At 45.4% G+C, this 25,232-nt stretch carries 20 protein-coding genes; 8 read left to right on the top strand and 12 right to left on the bottom strand.

Annotated elements, in window-relative coordinates; translation table 11 throughout:
• Positions 1–137: 137 nt before the first annotated feature.
• The 5 genes from KUL49_RS00540 (at position 138) to KUL49_RS00520 (ending at position 5,215) form a co-directional block, all read left to right on the top strand.
• Positions 138–1,133, top strand: a complete 996-nt coding sequence (locus KUL49_RS00540; RefSeq protein ID WP_014975809.1) for a response regulator — start codon at positions 138–140, stop codon at positions 1,131–1,133.
• The gene (locus tag KUL49_RS00535; RefSeq protein WP_014948470.1) at positions 1,133–1,645 is read left to right on the top strand and encodes a PAS domain-containing protein; all 513 of its coding nucleotides are present in this window, start codon (positions 1,133–1,135) and stop codon (positions 1,643–1,645) included. Before KUL49_RS00540 ends, KUL49_RS00535 begins: the two co-directional genes overlap by 1 nt.
• 111 nt (positions 1,646–1,756) lie before the next feature.
• The gene (locus KUL49_RS00530; RefSeq protein ID WP_131135953.1) at positions 1,757–3,535 is read left to right on the top strand and encodes a DUF1566 domain-containing protein; all 1,779 of its coding nucleotides are present in this window, start codon (positions 1,757–1,759) and stop codon (positions 3,533–3,535) included.
• A gap of 2 nt (positions 3,536–3,537) precedes the next feature.
• Positions 3,538–4,110 (top strand): DUF1566 domain-containing protein, encoded by a 573-nt coding sequence (locus KUL49_RS00525; protein WP_014948472.1) that lies wholly within the window; start codon positions 3,538–3,540, stop codon positions 4,108–4,110.
• Between the two features lie 310 nt (positions 4,111–4,420).
• A complete protein-coding gene (locus KUL49_RS00520; protein ID WP_014978492.1) occupies positions 4,421–5,215 on the top strand; it encodes a YggN family protein in 795 nt (264 codons plus the stop codon).
• Between the two features lie 111 nt (positions 5,216–5,326).
• Here the strand turns inward: KUL49_RS00520 and hemW are convergent, their stop codons facing one another.
• The 6 genes from hemW to KUL49_RS00490 form a co-directional block, all read right to left on the bottom strand.
• Complete coding sequence (hemW, locus tag KUL49_RS00515; protein WP_131135952.1) at positions 5,327–6,466, bottom strand: radical SAM family heme chaperone HemW; 1,140 nt, start codon at positions 6,464–6,466, stop codon at positions 5,327–5,329.
• Complete coding sequence (locus KUL49_RS00510) at positions 6,459–7,061, bottom strand: XTP/dITP diphosphatase (protein WP_131135951.1); 603 nt, start codon at positions 7,059–7,061, stop codon at positions 6,459–6,461. The genes hemW and KUL49_RS00510 overlap by 8 nt, the downstream gene beginning before the upstream one ends.
• Positions 7,062–7,258: 197 nt before the next feature.
• Positions 7,259–8,506 (bottom strand): ATP-dependent RNA helicase SrmB, encoded by a 1,248-nt coding sequence (gene srmB, locus KUL49_RS00505; protein ID WP_131135950.1) that lies wholly within the window; start codon positions 8,504–8,506, stop codon positions 7,259–7,261.
• Between the two features lie 73 nt (positions 8,507–8,579).
• Complete coding sequence (locus tag KUL49_RS00500) at positions 8,580–9,293, bottom strand: hypothetical protein (protein WP_131135949.1); 714 nt, start codon at positions 9,291–9,293, stop codon at positions 8,580–8,582.
• A 274-nt stretch (positions 9,294–9,567) separates the two neighbouring features.
• Positions 9,568–10,602: a WD40 repeat domain-containing protein gene (locus KUL49_RS00495; RefSeq protein WP_131135948.1), complete on the bottom strand. Its 1,035-nt coding sequence runs from the start codon at positions 10,600–10,602 to the stop codon at positions 9,568–9,570.
• A 13-nt stretch (positions 10,603–10,615) separates the two neighbouring features.
• Complete coding sequence (locus KUL49_RS00490; RefSeq protein WP_131135947.1) at positions 10,616–11,794, bottom strand: CCA tRNA nucleotidyltransferase; 1,179 nt, start codon at positions 11,792–11,794, stop codon at positions 10,616–10,618.
• Positions 11,795–12,013: 219 nt separating this feature from the next.
• Between KUL49_RS00490 and KUL49_RS00485 the strand changes: the two genes are divergently transcribed.
• Together KUL49_RS00485 and KUL49_RS00480 are read left to right on the top strand one after the other, a co-directional pair.
• On the top strand, positions 12,014–12,925 hold the full coding sequence (locus KUL49_RS00485) for an ExeA family protein (RefSeq protein ID WP_014948480.1): 912 nt from the start codon (positions 12,014–12,016) through the stop codon (positions 12,923–12,925).
• Positions 12,918–14,219, top strand: coding sequence for a general secretion pathway protein GspB (locus tag KUL49_RS00480; RefSeq protein WP_131135946.1), 1,302 nt, complete (start codon positions 12,918–12,920; stop codon positions 14,217–14,219). The genes KUL49_RS00485 and KUL49_RS00480 overlap by 8 nt, the downstream gene beginning before the upstream one ends.
• A gap of 76 nt (positions 14,220–14,295) precedes the next feature.
• Here KUL49_RS00480 and KUL49_RS00475 read toward each other — a convergent pair whose 3' ends face one another.
• The 6 genes from KUL49_RS00475 to KUL49_RS00450 all read right to left on the bottom strand — a co-directional run bounded on the left by KUL49_RS00475 (position 14,296) and on the right by KUL49_RS00450 (position 21,685).
• Positions 14,296–15,492 (bottom strand): HD-GYP domain-containing protein, encoded by a 1,197-nt coding sequence (locus KUL49_RS00475; RefSeq protein ID WP_014975819.1) that lies wholly within the window; start codon positions 15,490–15,492, stop codon positions 14,296–14,298.
• Between the two features lie 346 nt (positions 15,493–15,838).
• Positions 15,839–16,444 (bottom strand): 3-isopropylmalate dehydratase small subunit, encoded by a 606-nt coding sequence (gene leuD, locus KUL49_RS00470; RefSeq protein ID WP_014948483.1) that lies wholly within the window; start codon positions 16,442–16,444, stop codon positions 15,839–15,841.
• Positions 16,445–16,447: 3 nt separating this feature from the next.
• Positions 16,448–17,848, bottom strand: coding sequence for a 3-isopropylmalate dehydratase large subunit (leuC, locus tag KUL49_RS00465; protein WP_061094370.1), 1,401 nt, complete (start codon positions 17,846–17,848; stop codon positions 16,448–16,450).
• 9 nt (positions 17,849–17,857) lie between these two features.
• Positions 17,858–18,955: a 3-isopropylmalate dehydrogenase gene (leuB, locus tag KUL49_RS00460; protein ID WP_131135945.1), complete on the bottom strand. Its 1,098-nt coding sequence runs from the start codon at positions 18,953–18,955 to the stop codon at positions 17,858–17,860.
• Entirely contained in the window at positions 18,956–20,515 is a 1,560-nt protein-coding gene (leuA, locus tag KUL49_RS00455; RefSeq protein WP_014948485.1) for a 2-isopropylmalate synthase, read from the bottom strand.
• 447 nt (positions 20,516–20,962) lie between these two features.
• On the bottom strand, positions 20,963–21,685 hold the full coding sequence (locus KUL49_RS00450; RefSeq protein WP_131135944.1) for a hypothetical protein: 723 nt from the start codon (positions 21,683–21,685) through the stop codon (positions 20,963–20,965).
• Positions 21,686–22,176: 491 nt separating this feature from the next.
• Here KUL49_RS00450 and KUL49_RS00445 point away from each other — a divergent pair, with 491 nt between their 5' ends.
• Entirely contained in the window at positions 22,177–25,131 is a 2,955-nt protein-coding gene (locus tag KUL49_RS00445; protein WP_131135943.1) for a TonB-dependent receptor, read from the top strand.
• The last annotated feature ends 101 nt before the right edge of the window (positions 25,132–25,232 follow it).

Raw genomic sequence — 25,232 nt, 5'->3', positions numbered from 1 at the left:
AAAGTAACCGGGTTACAGCGAAGTGTAAGTTAACTCAAATCGTTACTTCAGTTCACAGTAGTTGTGCCGATACAATTGAAATTGCTAGAAAATACCGGCGGTAGCTGGTTTCAAAAGCTAGGTGGTAAAAGAACTTAATGTTTTCTGTACTCGTATGTGACGACTCGTTAGTTGCGCGCAAGCAAGTGGCTAAATGCCTTCCTCAAGATTGGGAAGTGGCCGTACATTTTGCGAAGAATGGTCAAGATGCTCTATCGGCTCTCGCTGAAGGAAAGGGCGATCTTCTATTGCTCGACCTTAATATGCCCGTTTTAGATGGGTACGGCACATTAGAAGCAATTCAGAAACAAGGTCTTAAAACCAAAGTTATTGTTGTGTCTGGTGATATTCAGCCTGAAGCTCATGAAAGAGTGACATCGCTTGGCGCTTTGGACTTTATTAGAAAGCCGGTGGATCCTAAGAAGCTGGCCGAGGTACTAGATAAATTCAACATTCTTCATGTTGAAGAGGAAGAGCCGGAAGAAGTTTCACCGCTAGACCCTGAAATTCGCGATTGTTACCAAGAAATCACTAACATAGCCATGGGGCAAGCGGGGGATCATTTAGCCCGCACCATGAACGTGTTTGTTGAACTGCCTATTCCCAACGTTAATTTAATTGAAGTATCTGAACTTCACATGATGCTTTCTGATATTGAGAGCCATGAGCAAGTTACCGCCGTATGCCAAGGCTTCTTAGGGCCAGGTGTTAGTGGTGAGGCGTTGTGTATTTTGAGCGACTCTAGCTTTGACGACGTGGCTAAAATACTCAATGTAGAAGGCGAAGTTGACGACCAGCTTCAATTAGAGCTGCTTATGGATGCTGCGAGTATTTTGATTGGCACCTGTTTAACAGGGCTGGCCCATCAAATGGACATTAACTTCAGCCAAGGTCACCCCATTGTACTTGGTCAACATCGTGCCATCACTGAAATTATCAGCATGAACCAAATAAAATGGAAGCGAACGTTGGCGATTGAGCTTAGCTATGGCTTGGAAGGCTACAATGTTCAGTGTGATTTGATTTTGTTGTTCACGGAAGAGTCTATGAAAATGATGAATTCTAAACTCGCCCACTTGTTGGAGGATTTTTAATGAGCCAGCATTTAGATGAGTTACAAGAATTTCACTGGATGATGGACATGCTACAAACGGTAGACGTTGGCATTGTCGTACTAGACCGCAACTTCACCGTGCAAGTGTGGAACGGTTTTATGGAAAGTCACAGTGGGCTTTTGCCGAGTGAAGTAAGAGACAAAACGTTATTTTCGTTATTTCCCGCAATCAAACAAGACTGGTTTATTAAGAAAGCTAAGCCAGTTTTCGACCTAAAAACCCGTGCCTTTATGACATGGGAACAACGCCCTTATTTGTTCAAGTTTCCAAACTACCGGCCGATTACAGGTAGTGAGTCATTCATGTACCAAAACATTACACTTTCTCCTCTTACTTCTGCGACGGGTAAGGTGGATTTTATCAGTATGATGATTTACGACATGACTGATGTAGCGGTAGGTAAAAAGCAGCTAGAAGCGCTACAAGTAACAGTGTCTGAAGCGCAAGAAGCAAGCTCACAATCAGATAGAGCAAAGAAAACCTTCTTATAACCGCTACGTGTAACCCGTGAGAGTATATTGTTTATCTTGCGGTTCTATCTACATCAAGTTTTTACTCGCACTGAGCATAGAACAGCGGCACAGAGTGCGATGGGAGTACGTATGCAATCAAGTTCGTCTTCATTTTCAAGCTACCTTCCTCGCACCGTAATACGCGGGCTTGCAGTTATTGGTGGTGCTTTCATTCTAGCAGCCTGCGGTGGTGGCGGAGGCGGAGATGGTGACTCTAGTGGTGGGGGATCTGTCAATGGCAACTTAGTTGTTAATGCAGGCGCTAACGCTACCGTAACGGAAGGCGTGACCTATTCACTAAGTGCACAAGTGAGTGGTGGTGATGGCACGTACACGTACAACTGGAGCGCGTCTCCATCGCTGACCATTACACATGAAGACACCAGCGCTTCTGCAGCGAGCTTCGTCGCGCCGTTAGTTAATAGCGCCACTGAATACACGCTTACCGTCTCGGTAAACGATCAAAGCGGTAATACGGCTAGTGACTTCACGGTAATTACTGTTGCGCCGGTAAACATAGCGCCGGAAGCAAGTATTGATGTGCCTGCGTGGGAAGGCCTTCCAGCGAATACTTTTCCAGGCGGTGTTGAAATTATTTTTGATGGCACGGGAAGCAGCGATACTGACTCATCTACGTCCGATGGCGAAATTGCCGATTATGTTTGGTCTCAAACCAGCGGCACTAACGTTATTACGGGGGTGGAAACGAACCTTTCTACCTTAACAATTACTACGCCTATCGCTAACGAGTCTCAGGAACTCACTTTTCAACTTGAAGTAACTGATAGCGAAGGTGCAACAGACGTAGACACAGTGACAATCTCAGTGCAGTCTGAAACCGAGACACTGCCTGTGGTTGATGCAGGCTTCTCGCAAGGCGTTTTCAGTGGTGAGGTGGTTATTTTGGATGGTGAAGCAAGCACCAGTATTCCCAGTGCTCTACCACTTGCTTACTCTTGGGAGCGCAGTAACAACGTTACGTCTAATAGTGGGGCAAACACAGGAGCCGCAGTTCGCCCAGTAGATGACAGCGATGCGCTATCTACATTTGCTATTGCACCTTCTGTGTCTACCGCAACTGTGGTGGCCTATACGCTTACTGTGACTGACGCCAACGGCAACAGTGTTGAAGACACAATTAATGTACGAATACGTCCAATGCCCACGCCGCTGTTGAATGATACCGGCTTTTTACAACAAGCTACCAACAACGCGTTAACCGAGGCGCAGCAAAATGATTTTCCTGGCCAAGACGGACAACGCGGAGCTGATATTATTGAACAGAACGGCTTAATTGAAAAAGCTGGGCGTGGCAAAGCCGGCTTCGACTTTACCCGTTTAAATGCCAATGGCGACGAACAAGACGCCAGTGCAGATACGTGGTCGTGCGTTCGTGACAATGTCACCGGATTGGTGTGGGAAGTTAAAACTGACGATGGAGCATTTCAAGATAAAGACTACACCTATTCTTGGTACAGCGAAGAGGTAAATGGCGGTTTTGAGGGCGACCAGACAGGCGCGAATGCAACGTGCTTATTAACCAGCTGTAATACCTCTGCATATGTACAGGCGGTTAACGCACAAGGGCTGTGTGGTTTTTACGACTGGCGGCTACCTACTCACCATGAACTCTTTTCGTTAATGCATTTAGGCATTGCCGACGACGTGGCCATTGATGAAGATTACTTCCCTAACACCGGTGCAGTCTCTTCCGAGCCCCTATGGTATTGGACCTCAGTGCCAAGTGCTGATGGGGTAAACAGTGATGATGCACAAAATGCATGGGCATTGGATTTCGATTCAGGTGTCGATAACTTTCTTAATAAGTCATCAGCGGCGCGTGTTCGTCTTGTAAGAGCAGGGAGATAGTCATGAGCAATAAAGTTAATAAATCCGCTCAACGCGTACTGAAAAGCGCAGTGCTAACTACACTCAAAATGGTTGCGGCCTCGACGTTGCTTGCTAGTGCATCGCTTTCAGCTTTCGCTCAAGAGTGCTTGTCTGATGGACTAGAAACCACGCCCAACGATAATTTTGAAGCAGTGACTACCAGTACTTTGTTGGATACCACCACAGATTTAGTATGGAGACGATGTTCCGAAGGGCAAACTTGGGACGGCTCAACATGCAGTGGTGAAGCGGTGAAGTATACGTGGCAGCAGGCGCTACAACTTGCGCAGCAGGCGAGTAACGAAGACCTGCTAGGATGGCGCTTGCCCAACGTTAAAGAGTTGGCCACCTTAACGGAACGCGACTGCGTACGCCCGGCGATTAATAGCTCGCTTTTTCCTGCAACGCCTCCGGATGATTTTTGGACTTCTACCCCTTCGGCAGATGATCCAGACAGAGCTTGGGTTGTTGCATTCTTTAATGCGAGCCATTCGATTAAAGAGAAAGACCGTTTCATTTACGTACGACTGGTGCGCACCTACACCAACGAATAGGTGTAGATAAAGATCTACACCGCTTCGTATTAGTCTTTCGTCTAGTATCTGACCCTTAGACTTTTTATCAACAAAGCACGCTCTATAATGCGTGCTTTGTTTTTTGGTTTGAACGTCAATTTTAAAGAAAATCGACACTCTTGTTTAGAGCCTGTTGACCTTTGGTGAATAACAAAAGTCTACAGGCCCTACTATCAAGCTGCGTTTTGAGTAGATTGATAATATCGACATGTTCAACCTGATTTTTAGCACGTTAGACTCATGATGGCTTTTTATTTCCCAGTAAGCTAGCCACAATGTTGGTATGAAAATGATATCGAGCCTTAAGGCTGCCCTTTTTACAATTTGTTTATTCGCTGGACTTAGTACATCGGCGCAGGCTGAATATACCTGTAATATCGATTTTGCTTACGGTATTGCCGTTAATAACGAACAGCTTCGCGTAATGGATAAAACCCGCACCGTAGTTCAGATTAATGACCAAAACCAGCTATTTGTAGGTGGACGTTGGCAAACCTTGAATGAGCAAGAACGGCAGTGGCTAGAAGAGTATTCTTCAGGGTTACACTATGTAGTACCAAAAATGATTATTTTGGCCACCGAAGGTGTAGATTTAGCTATTGATACCATTGAGCATGTTTACTTAGGCTTAGTAGGCAGTGATCACGACAGCTATGAGCGTTTGAATGCTGCTATGAAGCGTGTTCAAAACCGCGTGAAAGATAAATTCAGGCATGCGAGTAATCATTATTTTATCGGCCCTGGATCACTGGAAAGCGTTGATGAATTCGTGGATAGTGAAATTGAAGCACAGCTTGAGGAAGCAATTTCTACCTCAGTAGGCGGTATATTATCGGCGATCAGTGGTATCAACACTGGAAGCGGCGAGGTTAACCAAGAGAAAGTAGCGGAAATTACTCGTCAGCTTAACAATGTGGGCGAGCATCTTGATGTGGGTGATAAAGCCACCACTTTACGTAAAAAAGCCGAGTGGTTCTGTGAAAAGCTTAAGCGCCTAGATATAGCGGAAGAAAACCTTCGAGCAAGCGTGCCTGCTTTCAAGCCTTACAATATCATTACACGACATGATAAGAGTGAAAACTAGTTGAAATAAGTAATACGTGTACTAATTCTGGTTAAAGACTGATTAAGACAGAAAAGCCTGCGTGAGCAGGCTTTTTTGATCTAACTTTTTGGTTGACTCAAAAGGGCAAGATTACACGAAACACGACAGTAGAGAGTTAAGATATCTACGTCCTTTAGCGGTTACCTGCCAGTGACTATCTGAAATAGACAGCAGCCCTTGGTGATGAGCATCAGACAGTGCGCGTTTAACGTCATCCGTTAACTCAGTACCTGTGAAGTCACTAAAATCACTCATCGGGCAAGGCTCAACTAAACGAAACCTATTCATAAAAAACTCAAACGGCAGGTCGTCTGCACTAACCAGCGTTTGCGTATCTAAATACGGTCGGCTCATTTCCATGTAGCCTCTTGGATGCTTCACTTTAACGGTACGATGAATTGTGCCGTTAGCGGCATCGGTAATCTTCCCGTGCGCACCGCATCCAATACCTAAGTAATCGCCAAAACGCCAGTAATTCAGGTTATGGCGGCATTGGTGCCCGGCTTTGGCGTAGCCTGAAATTTCGTACTGGTGATAGCCTGCACGCTCTAAGAGGCAGTGGCCTTTTTCCTGTATTTCCCACAGGATTTCGTCGTCTGGCAGTTCTGGCGGCTTGGAATAGAAAGGCGTGTTTGGCTCGATGGTAAGCTGGTACCACGACAAGTGGTAAGGATCGAGCTCAATGCCTTGCTTCAAATCTGCCATAGCATTCTCTACGCTTTGTTCAGGTAGACCATGCATGAGATCTAAATTAAACGTAGGTAGCCCTGCGCTGTGTGCTTGTTTTACCGCATTTTCAGCTTGGCTTTCATTGTGAATACGGCCTAGCACTTTTAAATGCTTAGGCTGGAAACTCTGAATGCCCACCGATATTCGGTTTACGCCTGCCTGATAAAAGCCCGCAAACTTACCTGCCTCGACGGTGCCTGGGTTGGCCTCCATGGTTATTTCAGCAGTGTCGCTTAAGTTAACCCGCTGTTTGACGCCGTTTAAGATGTCAGCCATGGCCTCGCTTGAAAACAAACTGGGCGTGCCACCGCCTATAAAGATTGTCTCGACAGGGCGGTCGCCAATGCGTTTGGCATCAATGGCTAAATCGTCCAGCAGGTGCGCCACATATTCTTTCTCGGGTAAATCAGATTTAAGCCCGTGAGAGTTAAAGTCACAGTACGGACACTTTTGAACACACCAAGGAATATGAATATAAAGGCTAAGCGGTGGATTACGCAAAAGTCGCTCTCATATTATCAAGCAAAATCGCTAGGGCGTTGCCGCGATGGCTAATACGGTTTTTTTCGGCTTTCTCCAATTCTGCCGCAGTGCAGCCATGAGTTGGCACGTGAAATACCGGGTCGTAACCAAAACCGTCGTTACCAGAGCGAGCAGTTAAAATTTCACCTTGCCACTTGCCTTGACCAACTAATGGTACTGGGTCGTCAGCATGGCGCATAAACACTAATGTACAGAAGAAATGCGCTTTACGCTGGGTTTCGCCATCTAGGGCAGCTAATAGCTTGTCGATATTGGTGTCATCAGTTGCATCAGCGCCAGCATAGCGGGCTGAATAGATACCGGGTGCACCGCCAAGGGCGTCAACCACTAAGCCAGAGTCGTCAGCAATAGCAGGAAGGCCTGTTACTTGTGCCGCATGACGCGCTTTAATAATGGCATTTTCAACGAATGTTGTGCCTGTTTCAGGCACATCAGATACACCTAATTCTTTTTGCGCCACAACGTCTACACCGTAATCTGCGAACAAGGATGCAAACTCACGCACCTTGCCTTGATTACCTGTGGCTAAAACAATTTTTTCTGGGAATTTCATCGTGCCAGACTCCTCGTTTTTTCTTTTCTCCTGAAATAAGCTCGAGCACATTCATCGAGTACACAAGGTTATTCAGGACGGAGGTTGGGAGTGGTTTGAGCAAACCCTCTGCCGCAGGGATGCGGCAGCGGAGCGCACATGGATGTGTTTACCGCGTGTTTGCGAAAGCCACTCCCAACCTTCGGCCATCGCATCGCTCACCCTCTACGTGCTCGAGTTTTATTTTTCTTTTTAGGCTTAGCTTTTGCCTTGGCTTTGTCTTTGGCCTTCACTTTTTTCTTTTTGGGGCCAATCTTAGGCGTTTTGTTTTTAGGGCGTAGCTCGTCAATAACGCGAGCTTTAAGTGGTTCGCCCATGTAACGTGCGATTTTGGCTACCATGTCAAAATCGTGGGCTTCTACCAACGATATTGCAGTACCTTTGGCACCAGCGCGGCCGGTTCTGCCAATGCGATGCACGTAAACGTCGGCTTTGCGCGGCATGTCGAAGTTAATAACATGGCTTACGTTAGGCACATCAATACCACGGGCAGCAACATCTGTTGCCAGCAAGATAGGTACTTCACCACTTTTGAAACGGGCTAGCGCTGCAATACGTTTGTCTTGTGGCATTTCGCCCTGTAGCCAGCACACCGGAATGTCTTTAGAGGCTAAGAAGTCCTTTAGCATTTGCAGGCGTTCGCGGGTTTTCACAAACACAACCGCTGATGTCGTTGTTTCTTGCTTCAAAATATTCACTAGCAAAGCTTGCTTGTGATTCATGTCATCAGCAAGGTGATACCACTGGTGAATTTTGTTCTTCTCTTTGCGCGATGGGTTCGCTTCAATCACTTCAGGATTGTTAAGAATGTCATGAGCGAAAGTCTTAACGCCTTTGCCTTCAAGCGTGGCAGAGAACAATAGGTTTTGCTTGCGCCAGCGCGCTTCGGCAGCAATTTGGTTAACTACCGTTGAGAAACCCATATCCAACATGCGGTCAGCTTCGTCAAGGATCAAACACTCGATATCACGGCAATCTGCAGTTTCTTTTTCGATATGCTCAAGCAAACGACCTGGCGTGGCCACAAGAATATCGAGATTCTTGCTTAAGGTTTCTTTATCGGTACCGTAGTTAATACCACCGGTTATTACCCCGCACACAATTTGTGTATGCTTTGTTATGGCTAGGGCTTGCTCGTAAACCTGTAGCGCTAACTCGCGGGTAGGCGTTAGGATCAAAATACGTGTAGCACCAGGCTGTCTGCGCGGATAATCTAGTAAAAACTGGCACGCAGGCAATAAGAAAGCGGCTGTTTTACCAGTACCTGTAGGAGCAGAGGCCAAGATATCTCGTCCATCCAACGCATGCGGGATAACCAGTTCTTGAATGCTAGTTGGGGTTTCAAACCCCATATCGGCAGCTGCGTGACACAGTGCTTCGTCTAATTCGAGTTCTTCGAAAGTCATAGTATAAAAAACGCTCTAAATGAATGGGGCGTATTGTAGCATTGCTATACCAAAACATTGAGAAAAACTGGCGTTAAATTCGCACACCGTAGGTAAATACACATTCTGATGCTAACGGGTTGGTACTGTTGGCGTTAAGTAAGTGCAAGTGCGTCAAATCGAGCTTACTCACTTTATCCTCACTTTCAACCCGTGAAATTTCGAAGTAGTAGTTGGCGTACGGTGAATTTGGTTCTTGAAGCTCTAGGTAAGGAAACTGGCGATACTTCCATTTACCCTTTACGTCTTCTGAAGATGTGGGCGTTTGAAGTGTGAGGGTATACGTACCGTCTTTATACAGTGTGAGGCGCTCGCCGTTACCACATCGATTGGCGATATAGCTATGGATAAGATCTTGGGCAAGGAGGGTTCCGTGGGGGCGATTGCCGTCAGGGAACACGAACAGCGCCAAAGAGTTTTTAGTATACCAATGATTGCCTTGAGTGAGCGATTGGACACGGTTTATAGAGTAACCCGCATGCTCTGCGATGCTAGTGGTATTGTCGATTGCTTCTGGTGATTGTAGCAGCAATGAATAGAGCAACGTATTTGTAGACACGGATGTAGGAAAATCAAAGTCGTTTACTTCAACATTCAAGCCTTGGTCCGTTAACTGTTCAGATAAGGCTTGAACTTTGGACGGCTCAAGATATTTGCCATAAAGGTAGACGGTTGGGGGGCTTGCACATCCACTAACTATAAGGGGAAAAGCTAAAGTTATAAGGTACGTTATTATTGTTTTTTTCACTTAAGAATCTCCAAGCCGATGCCAGATTTTTTCATTTAAAAGGGCGAATTGTTTGTTTAAAGCGAAGCGCGCTTTGAAGTTGTTATTTAACTAGCTGCGAACAAGCAACGAATAACTAGCGAGCAACTGTTGCACAAGAACACACAAATATAGTTAATGATTACATTTGTAATCTAAACTCGATAATAGCGACATGTTCCAGCGGTGTAAACGAAAACTTGTTAGCAAGAAGGTGGGGCAAAGGCTGTGAGGGATGGTATAAGCATTAGGTATATCACAGTGATGTAACCAGTGCGCGGTAATCCCAGCTTTGAAGCACGCCATCAGAGGAGAGGGTAACAACATCACCATCCTCGTTAAGTGTAATAGCGTGAGTGGTGGCTTCGCTTGAGTAGCGTTTAATTTCCCATGAGGCTATCTCTTCGCCAGAGATAGCATGCCATAGCGTCACTACTGATTTGGGTGATGTTGTCATTAGGTAGTCACCGTTTTCTAAAAATAACCCTTTTCGGAAAAAGCGGAAACGTTCCATAAATTGTAGTTCAGACATCACTTCATGGGTGGCGAGATCAATAATTTCGTGGCTGTTCAGCGCATCGGATATAAAAGCTCGCTGAGCTCTATTGTCTAGCACTAAAGCGGTAACTCGACTGCGATATTGCCTTTCCAGCAACACATCGTTTTTGTCTAAATCCCATAGAAACCAGCGCTTATCTATCCCTCCAGAAAACGCATAGTCATTAGAAAAATAGCCTACATGAAGCACTTTCATTGTATTGTGCTGGTATTGCAATGCAGTACCGTTATCAAAATTTAGTAGCAATACGGTACCGTCGGTCATACCAACTAGTGCGCTGTCACCATGGTGAGATAGGGAAGTTGATGACGCTGTGGCGCCGGGATCTTTACCACTAAAATGCCAACTACCTACCACATCACCTGAGTGCAAGTTAATCAGTGTAGTGCTCCAATAGCCTGTGAGCGCTAACCATGCCTTGTCTTTGGAAAACGTAATTAGGTGCAGTGACTCTTCATCAAGCACGTCACTGTGCCATTTGTAGCGCTCTCGTTTTTCATCTACATCCCAAACAGACACCGAGGAGTCGTCAAAAATGAATGCCGCAAGACGGGCGTCCTCTGAAAGCGCAGCTTTCCTCACTGGCTCTTGGGTAAAGCGAAACTCGTGAACAGGTAATACGCGCGTCTCTTCAGTGCAACCAGAAAGCGCAAGGAGAACGGTGAAAAGTAAATAAAAAAGTGGTGACGCTAAAGGTGAGAGAAAGCGTCCGTTCGTTTTTCTTTCGATCATTGCTTTAGCACAATTATGTATTAATACAGGCAATAGCGGATAGCTTTGCCCGGTTAAGCGCGTCTTTTATTTCGGGGCCTTTAACGCCGGTGGCAATGATGTCTTGCACGTTCACTTGTTTGGCGGCAGCTAATGCATTTTCGATGCGCTTTTGTTGTTCTTGCCAATCTACGCCTTTGCTATGAGCATAAGGCGCAAAAGCGCTAAGCAATAATGTAAAACGCTCCTCTCTTCTCCATGCATCACAGCCATTGAATAAGGCGAGGAGGTCGGCGGGAGAGTTCTGCATAGTCAATAGAAAATCTTTGAATTTGCAGGCAAGGATGACAATCTCACTAACTTGGTTCTGCACTTTCAGTCGGCTACATAAGTGCTTCGCATCCTCCTCACCAAGGTGAGAGAGCAGAGCAGTAAATCTTGTTATCAGCCTAGAGGTTTCTGAATTGCTGCTGTCAGGTAATGGGGTTTCTGAACCCGTGTCTTTAACAAAGCTCTCATTTTTAGCCTTTTCTAGATCTACCGCCGTTTTTAATGTTGCCAAAGCAGTATCTAAGTTACTTTCAAGCTCAGTAAACCAGTCATTAAGACCGTGGGCTTGGTTTAATACAGTGAAAAAAACATGCGGTGTTTTCTCTAAAAGACTACGCTTTGTTTCTTGCCATACCCGCTCTGCACTTAGCGTGCTTAGCTCGCCGCTTTGCGCCATAGACTGCATAAGAGCCATGGTTTCAGTGGCGATAGTAAACCCCAAATAAGCATAGCGGGTGGCAAACCGAGCAACGCGAAATACGCGTAAAGGGTCTTCACTAAAGGCTTCAGATACGTGGCGAAGTAGGCGGTTTTCTAAATCTTTTTTACCACCATAGGGGTCGATAAGGTTTCCAAGGTTGTCTTGCGCTATCGCGTTAACGGTAAGGTCCCGGCGTAACAAATCTTCTTCTAACGTCACCGAGCTTGACGCATCGCATACAAAACCGGTGTAACCTTTTCCTGACTTACGTTCTGTACGTGCAAGTGCGTATTCTTCCTGTGTTTTAGGGTGTAAAAAAACAGGGAAGTCTTTGCCTACTTGGGTAAAACCCTGGCTGAGCATTTCTTCTGGCGTGGCGCCCACCACGACATAGTCGCGTTCAACAACTTTTCTGTTTAACAGTGCGTCACGTACTGCGCCACCAACGAGATATACTTGCATGCTCTTCCATCGATTTTTTAGTCAGTAATACTTTTTAGATTAGGGATGTGCCGACTTTTGGCGTGTCGCAAAACTCAACACTCCCCACGTCTTAGTGGCGCAGTATAGCAATGTTACAATTAAAATTCGTAGCCACATCGTTATGCGCTTTCACTTCAAGGTTGCGTCTGGTAGTTTATTCGTCGTTAAAAATTAAAACAGATAGGCGCTTCAGCAACCATGTATTTGAACTACTTCGGGTTAAATGACAATCCTTTTTCGATTGCGCCTAACCCCGATTATTTGTATATGAGCCCTAGGCACAAAGAGGCTTTGGCCCATTTGACCTTTGGCCTCAGAGAAAGCGGTGGTTTTGTAATGCTCACCGGAGAAGTGGGCACGGGAAAAACAACGGTATCGAGAAAACTGTTGCAGCAGCTACCCGATAATACGCAGGTAGCCATGATTTTGAATCCTACCTTATCCGCCCTTGAGCTATTAGCAACGGTTTGTGATGAGCTAGGCTTGGCTTATACACCTGAAAAAGCAAGCCTTAAGTACTTCACCGATTTGATTTTGTCTAAGTTAGCAGAGAATCATCAGTCAGGCATGAATACGGTACTAATGGTTGATGAAGCGCAGCATCTGTTGCCCGAAGTACTAGAACAACTTCGTTTATTGACCAACCTAGAAACGAATCGTGAAAAGCTGTTAAAGGTGGTATTGATAGGTCAGCCTGAATTACAGCAGTTGTTAAAGCGTAACGAATTACGTCAGCTGGCTCAACGCATTACCGCTCGTTATCATCTGCTGCCCTTAACTGCGCCTGAAGTTAGTGCTTACATAGCACACCGCTTAAGCGTGGCTGAAGGTGATATCAGTATTTTCAGTAAGTCTACATTGCGTGCGGTGCATCAAATTACTGGTGGGATTCCAAGGGTAATTAATTTGCTGTGCGACCGAGCGTTAACCTTATCTTTTACTAAGCAGCATGCGGTTGTGCAAAAGCCTATATTCTTGGCCGCGGCAGAGCAAATTCTAGGTGAAGATGTTGTCAGCCAGCGCGTGCAAAGTCAGCGTAAATGGTATCTCGCATCGGCGTTTGTTTTGGCCATCATATTCGGCTACGGGTTAGGGAGTTTGTATGTCTAATATCGTTGCCATTGACCATTTAAAACCCGGTATGGTGATTGTTCAAATTACCAAGCAAAATGGGCCAGTTAAAATTAGAAAGTCGGGTTTAGTGACAAGCGATGCTATGGTGCAGGGCTTGTCAGAAATGGGCGTGCAAGAGGTCGAAATAGACCCTGAGCAAACCGTGGAAATAGCGCCGACTGTTCATCATAGAACTCAGACCCAAGCCTTGCTTCGGGGCGAGCACGACACTACCGCCAAATTTGATAAATCCCTAAACGAGCAGTTTAATCGAAGCTTGTTCTTACCCACAGTGGAAGGGCTTCCGTCAGCATGGAAGCTTTACACCAAGCAAGTTGCGCTTTTTGCCGTCGTTATTCTTGGTGGTTTATGCATTGGCTTTTCCGCCGCTACGGCAAAACGCTGGTGGCCAATGCTAACTGCACCCGCTTCTGTACCGGTGGCAGACTCTGAAAGCTCAGTTTCACAGGTTGAAGCAAGCGGAGGCGCTTCAGCGCTTACGACCACGCAAAGTAGTAATGAAGCACCAGGCACTTCAAGCAACAAAAGTGAACAGGTATCTTCTAACATTCAGGGAAGTGGGCAAAGCGAAGGTTTAAATGAAACTGCTAACACAGCGTTAAATGCCAACGTTAGTAACGGCGTTGCAGCTCAGCAAGGCACGCAAGCGAACGCTATGGTAAATAACCAGTCTGTTGGCAACTTAGCTGCAACGCAAAATACTGATTTAGGTGCAGTTCCAAATACAAACCCAATCACAAATACAAACCCAAACACAACAGGTACTCAGAATCGCTACAATAACGACGTCTCCCAACGTTCTGGCGCCGAGCCAAGTAGTGGGTATGAGCGTAGCTCCTCAACAGATTCAAGACAAACTGAGACTTCAGGGAATTATGAAGGGAGAGTATTAAATGAAGCTACGTCTCAATCTGACGTATCCGTGTCACCAGAACTCATGGCGCGTTTTAATGCTGCCGTTGAAGCGCTAGACTCAAAGGCACAAGATAATACACCCGCTGAAGAGCAAACAAGGGTGACGGTTAAAGACGAACTACCCCGTGTAGATCAGTTACCCGTTCGCTTGTTAACACGACTTCCAACCATGAACTTTAGCGCGCATATGTATGCGTCTCGTCCTGCCGATAGGTGGGTGAGAGTCAATGGCCGTCAAATAGGTGAGGGCGACTGGATTGCTGATAGAGTGCAAATCGTCAATATTGAAGCGCAACGTGTGGTGCTTGCTTTCGAAGATGAGATTTTTACTATGGCAGCATTAACCGATTGGTAATTACTATCTGTTAGTTAAAAAAGCACTAAAAAGGCCCTTTGAAAAAAGGGCCTTTTCGCTGGTTATACTTTGTGTTCTACAGCGGCATCTGATTGATGAAAACATCTTTAAAGAATTTTGGTAAGTTCAAACTAAACTCTTCGGGGCGAACGCCTGACACAATCTCATCGTCGTACTGACTTAAATCAACGCGTTTCACTTCATTGAAATGCTGCGACGTCACGCTGTAAAAGGTCATAACGTGAGGGCTTACGGGGTCTTTAGGGTTGATTTTGCTAACAATACCTAATTTACCGCTCTTTAACCTCACCAAGGAGCCAACAGGGTGCACGCCAATACACTGGATAAATTGTTTTACCAATTCTTGGTCTAAGTTCTCTGTCGCAGTTAGTCGCTTTAGCGCCTGAGTAGGCGTGATACTGTTTTTGTGCGTACGATTAGATGTCATGGCATCGTATGCATCCACAATGGCAGCAATACGCGCGAACTCTGAGATTTCGTCACCAACCAATCCTCTCGGGTAGCCGCTTCCATCGACGCGCTCGTGGTGCTCTTCAATGATGCGTAGCGATAGGTCAGAAATATCGCCACACTGTTCAACTAGGTCAGCACCAATTTCAACGTGAGTTTTCATCACTTCCCAATCATCACTGGAAAATTCGCCTGTATTATTGCGAATTTCATCTGGCAGGGAAGACATGCCGATATCCATCAATAGGGCACCTAAACTCACTTGCTCTGTGGTATCTCTGTCATAGCCAAGAAACTCACAGAAAATGCCGCTTAGTACACTGCAATTAATACTGTGCTCAAGAAGGTACTGGTCGGTATCCTTGATCATAGTCAGGCAGCTCAGCGCATCTTTATTATCAAATACACTTTCGATCAGGCTTTGCGATAGCGACTCCATGGGAGACAAATCTTTTACCGCCCCATTTTTAAGCGACTTTAAAAAGCTGCTTTGAATGGCAATTGCGCTGCTGTAAAGCTCGTTGGCTTCGTTAATTGAATCACGACCCACTGGCTTAACAACCGGTTTAGTCACTTCAGGCTCTTTTTCTTTAGCTGGCTCGGGTGGCACAGCTGGCTCGGGCAGCTTAGATTTCGCAAGATCTACTTCGACGCTTAAAATACCTTTCGATTTTAGACTATCAATAATGGCTTGGGTTTTCACAATGCCTTTAGAGCGCATTTTAAGTGAACCTGTTTGTTCAAGTACTTGATTGACGTACATTCCTGGCTGCAAATCATCAATGGGTACCTGTTCTAGCATTATCTCTCCTGTGAGGCACAACGTTGCCATAGCCTTCAATTACAATAGAAACGAATAGTACGATATTCCAGTGAAAAAAGTGAGGAGTTTATTAGTCTTTAGTATAGCTAGAGTCGGCGAATGTAGGATTACCGAATTCGTGAGAAAACGCGTGACGTGTAAATGTGCCGAGAAGTTGCTTATGGCTCAAATCAGGTGAACTGATATTTTTATTGCGGATTGGTATTAGGCGTCTTGATGCGAAGTTAAGATAGAGGCATAGATGAGAGAAATAAACAGGGTGCCATCTCTCGACAGCACCCATGTGTCATGCTAGGGCGTTGTTAAGCGCTAAAGCCCCACGCTTTTACAACCACGCGGGCTGTTTATCTTCGAAGGCTTCTATAGCACTTGTGAGTTCAAGCGTTTGACCGATAGCATCTAAGCCTTTAATAAGGTTGTTTTTGTGATGCTCAGCAATATCGAAGCTGAAGCTTGTATCGTTAAAACTTACTGTTTGCGCTGGAAGATCAACGGTGATCTTAGTTGCTGGGTCTGCCTTCACTGCAGCAAACAAAGCGTCCATTTGCTCGCTTGATAATGCCACAGGCACTAGCTGATTATTAATGCAGTTGCCGTAAAAAATATCAGCAAAGCTGGTGGCAATAACCGTTTTAAATCCAAAGTCGGCAAGTGCCCACGGCGCGTGTTCTCGGCTTGATCCACAACCAAAGTTTTCGCGAGCTAGCAACAGACTCGCACCTTTGTGCTCAGGCTTATTCAGCGCGAACGCTGGGTTTGGCTCTTTCTCTTCTAAATCCAAATAACGCCAGTCGTGAAACAAATGTTTGCCGTAGCCAGCACGCGTTACGCCAGTTAGAAACTGTTTTGGAATAATTTGGTCGGTATCGACATTGGCCTGATCAAGCGGCGCAGCAATGCCTGTGTGTTGTGTAAAACCTTGTTCAGACATAAGTTACTCCTGATAATCTCTAACGTCAGCAAAGCGACCGGTAATTGCAGCAGCGGCAGCCATTGCTGGGCTTACCAAGTGAGTGCGCGCACCACGGCCTTGACGGCCTTCAAAGTTACGGTTACTGGTAGAGGCACATCTATCGCCTGCCACTAGCTTGTCGTCATTCATACCAAGGCACATAGAGCAACCTGGCAACCGCCACTCAAAGCCAGCATCGATAAAGATTTTATCTAAGCCTTCTGCTTCAGCTTGGCGTTTAACGTTACCCGACCCTGGAACGACAATCGCAGTCACTGAATCGGCGACTTTACCGCGCTTGGCGATTTGTGCCGCTGCGCGCATATCTTCAATACGACCGTTGGTACATGAGCCGATAAATACGTGGTTTACTGCAACGTCAGCAAGCTTTTCACCGGGTTTTAACCCCATATACTCAAGCGCTTTTACTGCGCTCTCTTTTTCAATCGGGTCACTGAAGTCTTCAGGGGCAGGTACCGGTGTATTTACGCCAATAACCTGGCCTGGGTTAGTGCCCCACGTAACCTGAGGAGCGATATCTGCCGCTTCAAGTTCAACCACAGTGTCAAAGGTTGCGCCCTCTTCGGTATAAAGGGTTTTCCAATAAGCGACAGCGTCTTCCCAGTCTTGACCCTTAGGTGCGTATTCGCGGCCTTCAAGGTAGGCGAAGGTTTTCTCGTCTGGTGCAACAAGGCCAGCTTTCGCGCCAGCTTCAATACTCATGTTGCACACCGTCATGCGCTCTTCCATGCTCAAACCGCGGATAGCTTCACCTGCGTATTCGATAACATGGCCAGTAGCGCCAGCGTGGCCAATTTTGCCGATAATGGCAAGAATAATGTCTTTTGCGGTAATACCAACAGGAAGCTTGCCATTTACGTTGATAAGCATGCTTTTCGCGCGGCTTTGTTTCAACGTTTGCGTTGCCAATACATGCTCTACCTGAGAGGTACCAATACCAAATGCCAGCGCACCAAATGCACCGTGGGTTGCAGTGTGTGAGTCACCACACACCACCGTCATACCAGGCTGAATTAAACCTAATTCAGGGCCCATAACGTGCACGATACCTTGCTTTTGGTGGCCCACTGGAAATAGCTGAATGCCGTGTTCTTCACAGTTTTTTGCCAAGGTTTGTAGCTGAAGCGCATTTGCCGGACCACAGGCATCAATTGCCAGTGAACGGGTTGAAATGCTGTGATCCATGGTGCCAACCGTGCGATCAGGGCGTCGTACTTTACGGCCTTTTTCATTAAGGCCAGCGAATGCCTGAGGTGACGTCACTTCGTGAATTAGGTGACGGTCGATATAAATTAAGCTGTCTTCACCGATTTGGTCAATAATGTGGGCTTGCCACACTTTGTCATATAAGGTCTTGGCCATGAGGTTGTTTTACTCCTGCGCCATTAATTGTTTAACGATTTCATCGCCTACTTGCGACGTGCTTGCCGCTTGGCTGCGTTTATCTGCAGGTAATAACTCGCCCGTAAGTACTCCTGCTTCTAGCGTTGCCACTACTGCTTTTTCAATTGCGTCGGCAGCATCATTCAAGTTCATGCTGAAACGCAGCATCATGGCGGCCGATAAAATTTGTGCGATAGGGTTAGCAATGCCTTGGCCTGCAATATCTGGGGCCGAACCGCCTGCTGGCTCATAAAGGCCAAAGCCTTCCTCGTTCATGCTTGCCGATGGCAACAAGCCCATAGAGCCCGTCATCATAGCGCATTCATCAGAAACGATATCGCCAAAAAGGTTTGAACACAGCATCACATCGAACTGCGCTGGGTTCTTCATTATTTGCATAGTGGCATTGTCGATGTAGATATGGTCAAGTTCTACATTTGGATAGTCTTTTGCGACTTCTTCAGCAATTTCACGCCATAAACGACTGGTTACCAGTACGTTAGCTTTGTCTACTGAAGTCACTTTGCCGCGACGCTTCTGTGCTGCTTCAAACGCTGCAATAGCAATACGGCGAATTTCACGTTTACTGTAGCGCATAGTGTCATACGCGAATTCTTCTTCGCCTTCACCTTCTCGGCCCTTCGGCTGACCAAAGTAGATACCGCTGGTTAACTCGCGCACTACCAAAACATCTACGCCTGATTTAGCAATGTCTTCACGAAGGGGAGACAGGCTTTCAAGGCCCGGATAAATGCGAGCTGGGCGCAAGTTGCTGAACAGGTCAAAATGACTGCGAAGGGTAAGTAGTGCGGCACGCTCAGGACGTTGCTCTAACGGCAAGGTGTCCCACTTAGGGCCACCGATACTGCCAAACAAGATCGCATCGGCTTGCTCACAGCCCAAAAGCGTTTTTGAGGGTAGCGCTTCGCCTTCAGTATCAATGGCGTAGCCACCTACAGGATATGCAGTACGGTTGAGGGTGACGTTAAACTTCTTTTCAACAGCATCTAAAACCTTATTGGCTTCCTGCATAACTTCTGGGCCGATACCGTCTCCGGCTAATACGGCAATTGAATACTGGCTCATTTATACTCCTGCAACGCGTTCTTGTTGATTTTTTTGCTGATCAATTTGATCGGCTAAATATGTGTTGTTTAATACAAAGATAAGGGCTTTAACGCCGGCTTCCACAATATCTGTAGCCAAGCCGATTCCATGGAAACGACGGCCTTTATATGTAGCGATAACGCTCACTTGCGCCAAAGCGTCGGCACCTTCACCTTTTGAATCTAGTTTAAAGTCGACAACTTCTAGATCTTCGTGACCTAGTATAGACATGATGGCCTTATAAGCCGCATCTACCGGGCCGTTTCCAATGCTAGACTGGGTAATTTCTTCAGTGCCCACTTTCATCTTAACGGTGGCGCTTGGAATAATTTCACGCCCTGAATTAGCTTGAAGATAAAGCAACTGGAAGTGTGCTTGGTCGTGCTTTTGCTTATCGAAGAACAACAAGGCTTCAAGGTCGTAATCGTATACTTGGCCTTTTTTATCCGCTAACTTTAAGAATGCGTCATACACCGCTTCTAAGTCATAGTCTTCGGTTTTATAGCCAAGTTCGGTTAAGCGATGCTTAATCACATGACGGCCAGAACGTGACGTTAAGTTTAGGTTGTTCTTATTAATACCCACACTTTCTGGGGTCATAATTTCATAGGTATTTTGCGCTTTTAAGACACCGTCTTGGTGAATACCAGATGAATGGCTAAACGCATTCGCGCCAACAATGGCCTTGTTTGATTGAACTGGCATGTTACAAAGCTGGCTGACTAGCTTAGATGTGCGCGATATTTCGGTAGAATTAATGTTAGTTTCAAAGCCCAACATGTTCTTACGGGTTTGCAAGATCATAGCAATTTCTTCAAGTGATGCATTACCAGCACGCTCGCCAATACCGTTTATCGTACATTCAACCTGTCTGGCACCTTGCTCAACAGCTGCTAATGAATTTGCTACCGCTAAGCCCAAATCGTTGTGACAATGCACTGAAATGGTTGCTTTATCGATATTTGGAACGCGATTAAACAATTGCTGAATAATACCGCCAAACTCTGTAGGTGTTGTGTAGCCTACGGTGTCCGGAATATTCACCGTCGTCGCGCCAGCGCTAATAGCGGCTTCAACCATTCGGCATAGGTAATCAATATGGGTACGCCCCGCATCTTCACAGGAAAACTCTACATCGTCAGTATACTTACGTGCATGTTTCACCGCGGCTACGGCCATATCTACAATTTCATCTTGTGATTTGCGAAGCTTGGCACCTACGTGAATCTCTGACGTTGCGATAAAGGTGTGAATTCTGAATTGCTCAGCAACGCTTAATGCTTGTCCGCATGCATCAATATCACCCGGCAATGCGCGAGATAGGCCACAAACGATAGAGTTCTTAACTTCTTTGGCAATCATTTGTACAGAGCGAAAATCGCCGGGTGAAGAGACAGGAAAGCCTGCCTCAATGATGTCAACGCCTAACCGTTCGAGCGCCAGCGCGATCTGCAATTTCTCTTTGGCACTTAGGCTTGCAGGTAAGGCCTGCTCGCCGTCTCGCAATGTGGTATCAAAGATCTTCACTTGATTTGTCATGACGCTCTCTCAGTTGAATAGTTAAAAAAAACCCGTGCTTGGCACGGGTTTTTGTGAAATTAAATCGCTGGTCGCAATCTACCCGTGCAGTCTGGCTGCCATAAGGAGTAGAGATAGAAGAAGGAAACGAATACGCATTTGTTGTTTCTTTGCTGACCAAGTTGATAGCGACAATGTACCCATGTGGCATGAAGAGGTCAACCATTGTTTACAATAATGAGTATATTTTTCGTGTATAAATACTTTCTTTTAATTATTTAGGATATGTGTCCTAACGATCTTGGTCTGAGAGCAACGTGACCAGTAACTACAGTCATTTATGAGGGGTTTGATTTACTATATATGATGTTGGTTAGGATGTTTGTACTAAATTTGGCGGTGGAGGTGCAAAAGATATTGTGGTTTTTTATGCGAATATACTGGGTTTTTATTCTTGATGAGGCTTTGTTATCTATTAAGCAGCGTAAAGTTCTTCCAGTTGATTTGAGTAGATAAGCGCATTTCGCGAAGGGATAAGGCACGTGGTGAACGCTTGGATTTAAAGCTCCATGCATGGCCACAGCATGCAGTGGTCATTATCGCCTTTGAAGGCCGCAGCAGTATTTTGTTTTGAACTGAAAGTGCCGTGGCCGCTTCCTTTTCATCGTGTAGTGGAGTTGAAGAAATGCACTCCCCTGAATTGGCAAACCATCCATTTTTGTTCAGATGGAGCTGGGTATTATCTTGGTTTACCATATCGATGGAATCAAGCTCAATGTGAGAGCCTTCCATATTTAAAATTAAAACAGGTACAACAAGACCATACCTAGCGTTTTTTCTATACCACGCTTCTCGCTTTTCTAAATCGTCTAAATGATTAATGCCGGGGCACTTTGCAGATTGCTTGGCATACCAACTTCCATTATGGGTATCTGTTTTTAGCGGGGATGGATTGTTTGCGATGCCATTACTAATCATATATCGAGCAATAGCTTTCACGTGATAAGGAAGCCCGCCCATTCGACGCTTTAGCAGCGATAGGTTTTTTATCTCGCTATGAGCTAGAGAGACGATTTCTCTTTCATACAGAGCAGTACATATTTCATTGAATTGAGGGTGGCTTCCGCCTAACTCTCCCGATTCGCTAAAAAAGCCTGCCTGAGATCGAGAAGAAGGTTTCTCTGCTGTCATCACTTATCTGCACAAATTTTTGATTATTGAATAACCGTATCAAGAAACGGTTATAAGTGCCATATAGGCGCTTTAAAAGCTGGTATTGCTTTTTGTTTAGCAAGTGTGAGGCTTTAGCGATTACTCATTTTATGATGATTTATATTACCAATTTTTTTATGCGTAAAGGTGAAGGTGAAAAATTTTAATTACCAATTTTCATATCAGTGATAAATCCTCAAGTCTCTGTTAAATAATGATTTACTTAATTTTTTAACCTTTTAAATATCAAATTATTAAAAATTAATTTTATATTGGTAAGGTGTTATAGTGGAAATGTTAAGACCAATTGTTGTTTTTGTTGTTGACCAATGTGTGAAATTGATCTACTGTTTGTAACATCCTTGTAAAGTAGGTGTGAGGTAAATTTACAAGGCAGGTAAGTTGCAGATCAATTAAGCGGTAAGGAATGAGTGATTAGACATTCCTCAATCCTTAAGAGGAAAACACACATGGCACACAAATTATCTAAAATAACGCTTGCGGTACTTTCGGCTACGACACTAAGCCTTACCGCAACTACAAACGCGCAGGAATCTCAGCAAGAGTTAAATGAAGATGTAGAGGTAATTGAGGTATCTGGTATTCGAGCGTCACTCGCTAGCGCGATGAATGAAAAACGCTTCAAGAATAATCTTGTTGAAGTTATCGAAGCTGAAGATATTGGTAAGCTACCTGACCAAAACTTAGCGGAAGTATTGGAAAATATTACTGGTATCCAGATTACCCGTGAAGCTGGCGTGGGGACAGGCGTGCAGATTCGTGGTACTGATGCCAACCGCACCGAAATAAACGGGGTTTCAACTGTCGGTTCAGGCGCAGGTCGAAGCGGTATCGATTTTGAAGATGTTTCAGCGGCTATTATTGCTGGCTTAGAAGTGACTAAATCGCCAGACGCGAAAACGATTGAAGGCTCTGTAGGCGGTACGATTAACCTTAAAACTATTCGTCCTTTACAGCTTAATGAGCAGTTAGCAGCGTTTCGTGTGCAAGGCGAGAACAGTAGTTTAACCACTGATAGCAACTTTCAACCTCGTATCTCGGGTACGTTTGGTGATAACTGGGATACCGATCACGGCACCATTGGTATTGTTATAAGCGGAAGCTATGCTGAACAAGACGTAACCGCGTTTCGACCTCGTGCTGATAGAGATAATATCATTACGTCGGATAGTGGCGTAGCGAGCGCTCAGTCTTTTGACTTTTTGCCAATTCAGTTTTTTGTTCAAGACTACGACAACTTCGAGTACGAAACTAAAAATCTAGTGGGCACTATAGAGTGGGCCCCGAACGATAATACTAAGTTCTTTTTTGACGCAATCATTAACGACCAAGAGCGTTTACAAGAAAGTTCGCGGGTGCAAGCGTCTGGGGTGAGTGCGCTTAACGATGTGTCAGTGCCTGATGAATTTGAAACCATTAACTTTGGTTCATTGGGTGGTACAAACTTGGGCTCAATTCAAGCGGCGCTTCGTGGAGTTATTCCAGTTGATCTGGAAAATGACGATGACGATCCTAACTTACGCTTTTCTAGTGATACTAACTCTCGTGTAACGAAAAGCGAGATTTTCCGCTTAGGGGGAGAGTGGCAGGGCGAAAAGTGGAGCGTGTTTGCGGAGGTTGCCTCAACATCATCAGATACTACCACACCGAGTTTTAATACAACACTTAACTTTATCAACCCAAATGCGCCTTTAGATGCTGGTGGCGCAAACGATAATGCAGTGCCTTTCGCATATGACTTATCTGGTGGTGCATTAACGTTCGGTATTGCTGATGGGGCAGAATACGCGCCAACGGCAGAGCAATTACTTGACCCAAACAACGTTGTACTGCGTGATGTAAACATTGGTCGTGACACTACTGAAAACTTCGAAGATGCTTTCCGCGTCGATTTCACGTATTACGTCGACACTATGATTACGTCCGTTGATTTTGGTTATCGCTACAACAAATCAGGTAGTAAGCGTGAAGAGATAGGAAATAATGTAAATCTTTGGTCTATGGAAGATAGCCCGAGAGGTAGTTTATTTAGCGAGCTATTAGTCGCTGGTCCTGACAACTTTAACGATGCTGATGGGCGTGAGCTCTATGTGGCTGACTTTCTCCTGATAGACCCCGAACAAGTATCGTCTAACCCCGATGCTGTTTTAGCTGCACTTCAACAAGCGCTAGAAACTCATGGTTCTGGCGAAACATTAGATGAACCAACATCAAGTTCAACGGGCTTCTTTGATATTGAAGAGGAAACTCACGCTTTATACGCACAAGCAAATTTTGAATACGAAATGTTCCGCGGTAACTTCGGTGTTCGCTACTTACAAACAGACGTAACCTCTGTAGGCAACTCAGTAACGGTTGATGAAAATGGTGATGAGCTTGTTTCACGCGTTACTAACAACGGCGATTACGACTTTATCCTTCCTCGTTTCAATCTAGTTGCAGATGTTACGGATGACATTGTACTAAGGTTTGGTGCTGGCAAAGACATTCGTCGCCCTAATTTTAACGACCTTTCGACGTCGGTAACCTTCAGCACAAGTCCTAACCCAAATGTGGCTATTGGAAACCCTAACCTAACGCCTGAAGAAGTAATTTCTTATGACCTAGCAGCTGAGTGGTACTTTGCTGAAGCCAGCGTTATTAGTGTAGGGATTTTCCACAAAACTCGAAAAGATCTATTCGTAGATCAAATTGTGAGTGCAGCAGAAGATCCAGTAACAGGGTATCGAGACCTAACAGACCCTTGTGAAGGTGGTGGTATCTTCAATCCAATAGCAGATATCAACGTGTTTGGTCCAAATCTTGGCACAGGCGTTTGTGTGGGCACAGAAACTAAAATTAACGATACAGGTGAAACAACCCAGAAAGGTATTGAATTTGCTGTTCAATATGACCTATCTGGTTTTGAAAGCGAGCTAGGTTGGGCTTCAGGTTTTGGCGTGCTTGCTAACTATACTATTCAGGAGTTCGACGGTGGTGAAGCTGAAAACATCGCGACAAGCCGAGCTGGCCAAGTTTTCGCAGCAACCACAGGAAGCGATCAAGAGGTTAGTGCGGTTCAGGGTCTGTTAAATCTTTCTGAAAATGCCTACAACATTACGCTTTATTACGAGAAGTTTGGTCTATCTGCTCGCATGCGCTACACGTGGCGTGAAGCCTACCGTACCGATGACTTCGGAAGTACTTCTAGTTTCCCGTGGGGCTTTCCAGCGGTTCAGGCTGACCGTGGTCAGTTGAATGCAAGTGTGACTTACGATGTTAACGAAAACCTTAATATTGGTGTAGAGGCCGTAAACATCACTGAGTCTGAGGTAGAGCAGTACTGTGTTAACGAAGGTGCGCTTCTGTGCTTCCAAGGTCTGACTGACCGAAGAATCACTCTTGGTGCGAACTATCGCTTCTAACATCGCAATATGGTGGTGAGGTGTCTGGACGTTAATTTTTCAGATGCTCTCACGGCCAATCAATTTGGTTTTGCCAATCAAGATATTAAGTCAAATCTGAT

Origin of the sequence: Alteromonas sp. KUL17 (assembly GCF_006538305.1) — a bacterium.
GTDB lineage: Bacteria > Pseudomonadota > Gammaproteobacteria > Enterobacterales > Alteromonadaceae > Alteromonas > Alteromonas macleodii.
This window is presented reverse-complemented; position numbering and strand designations above follow the sequence as displayed.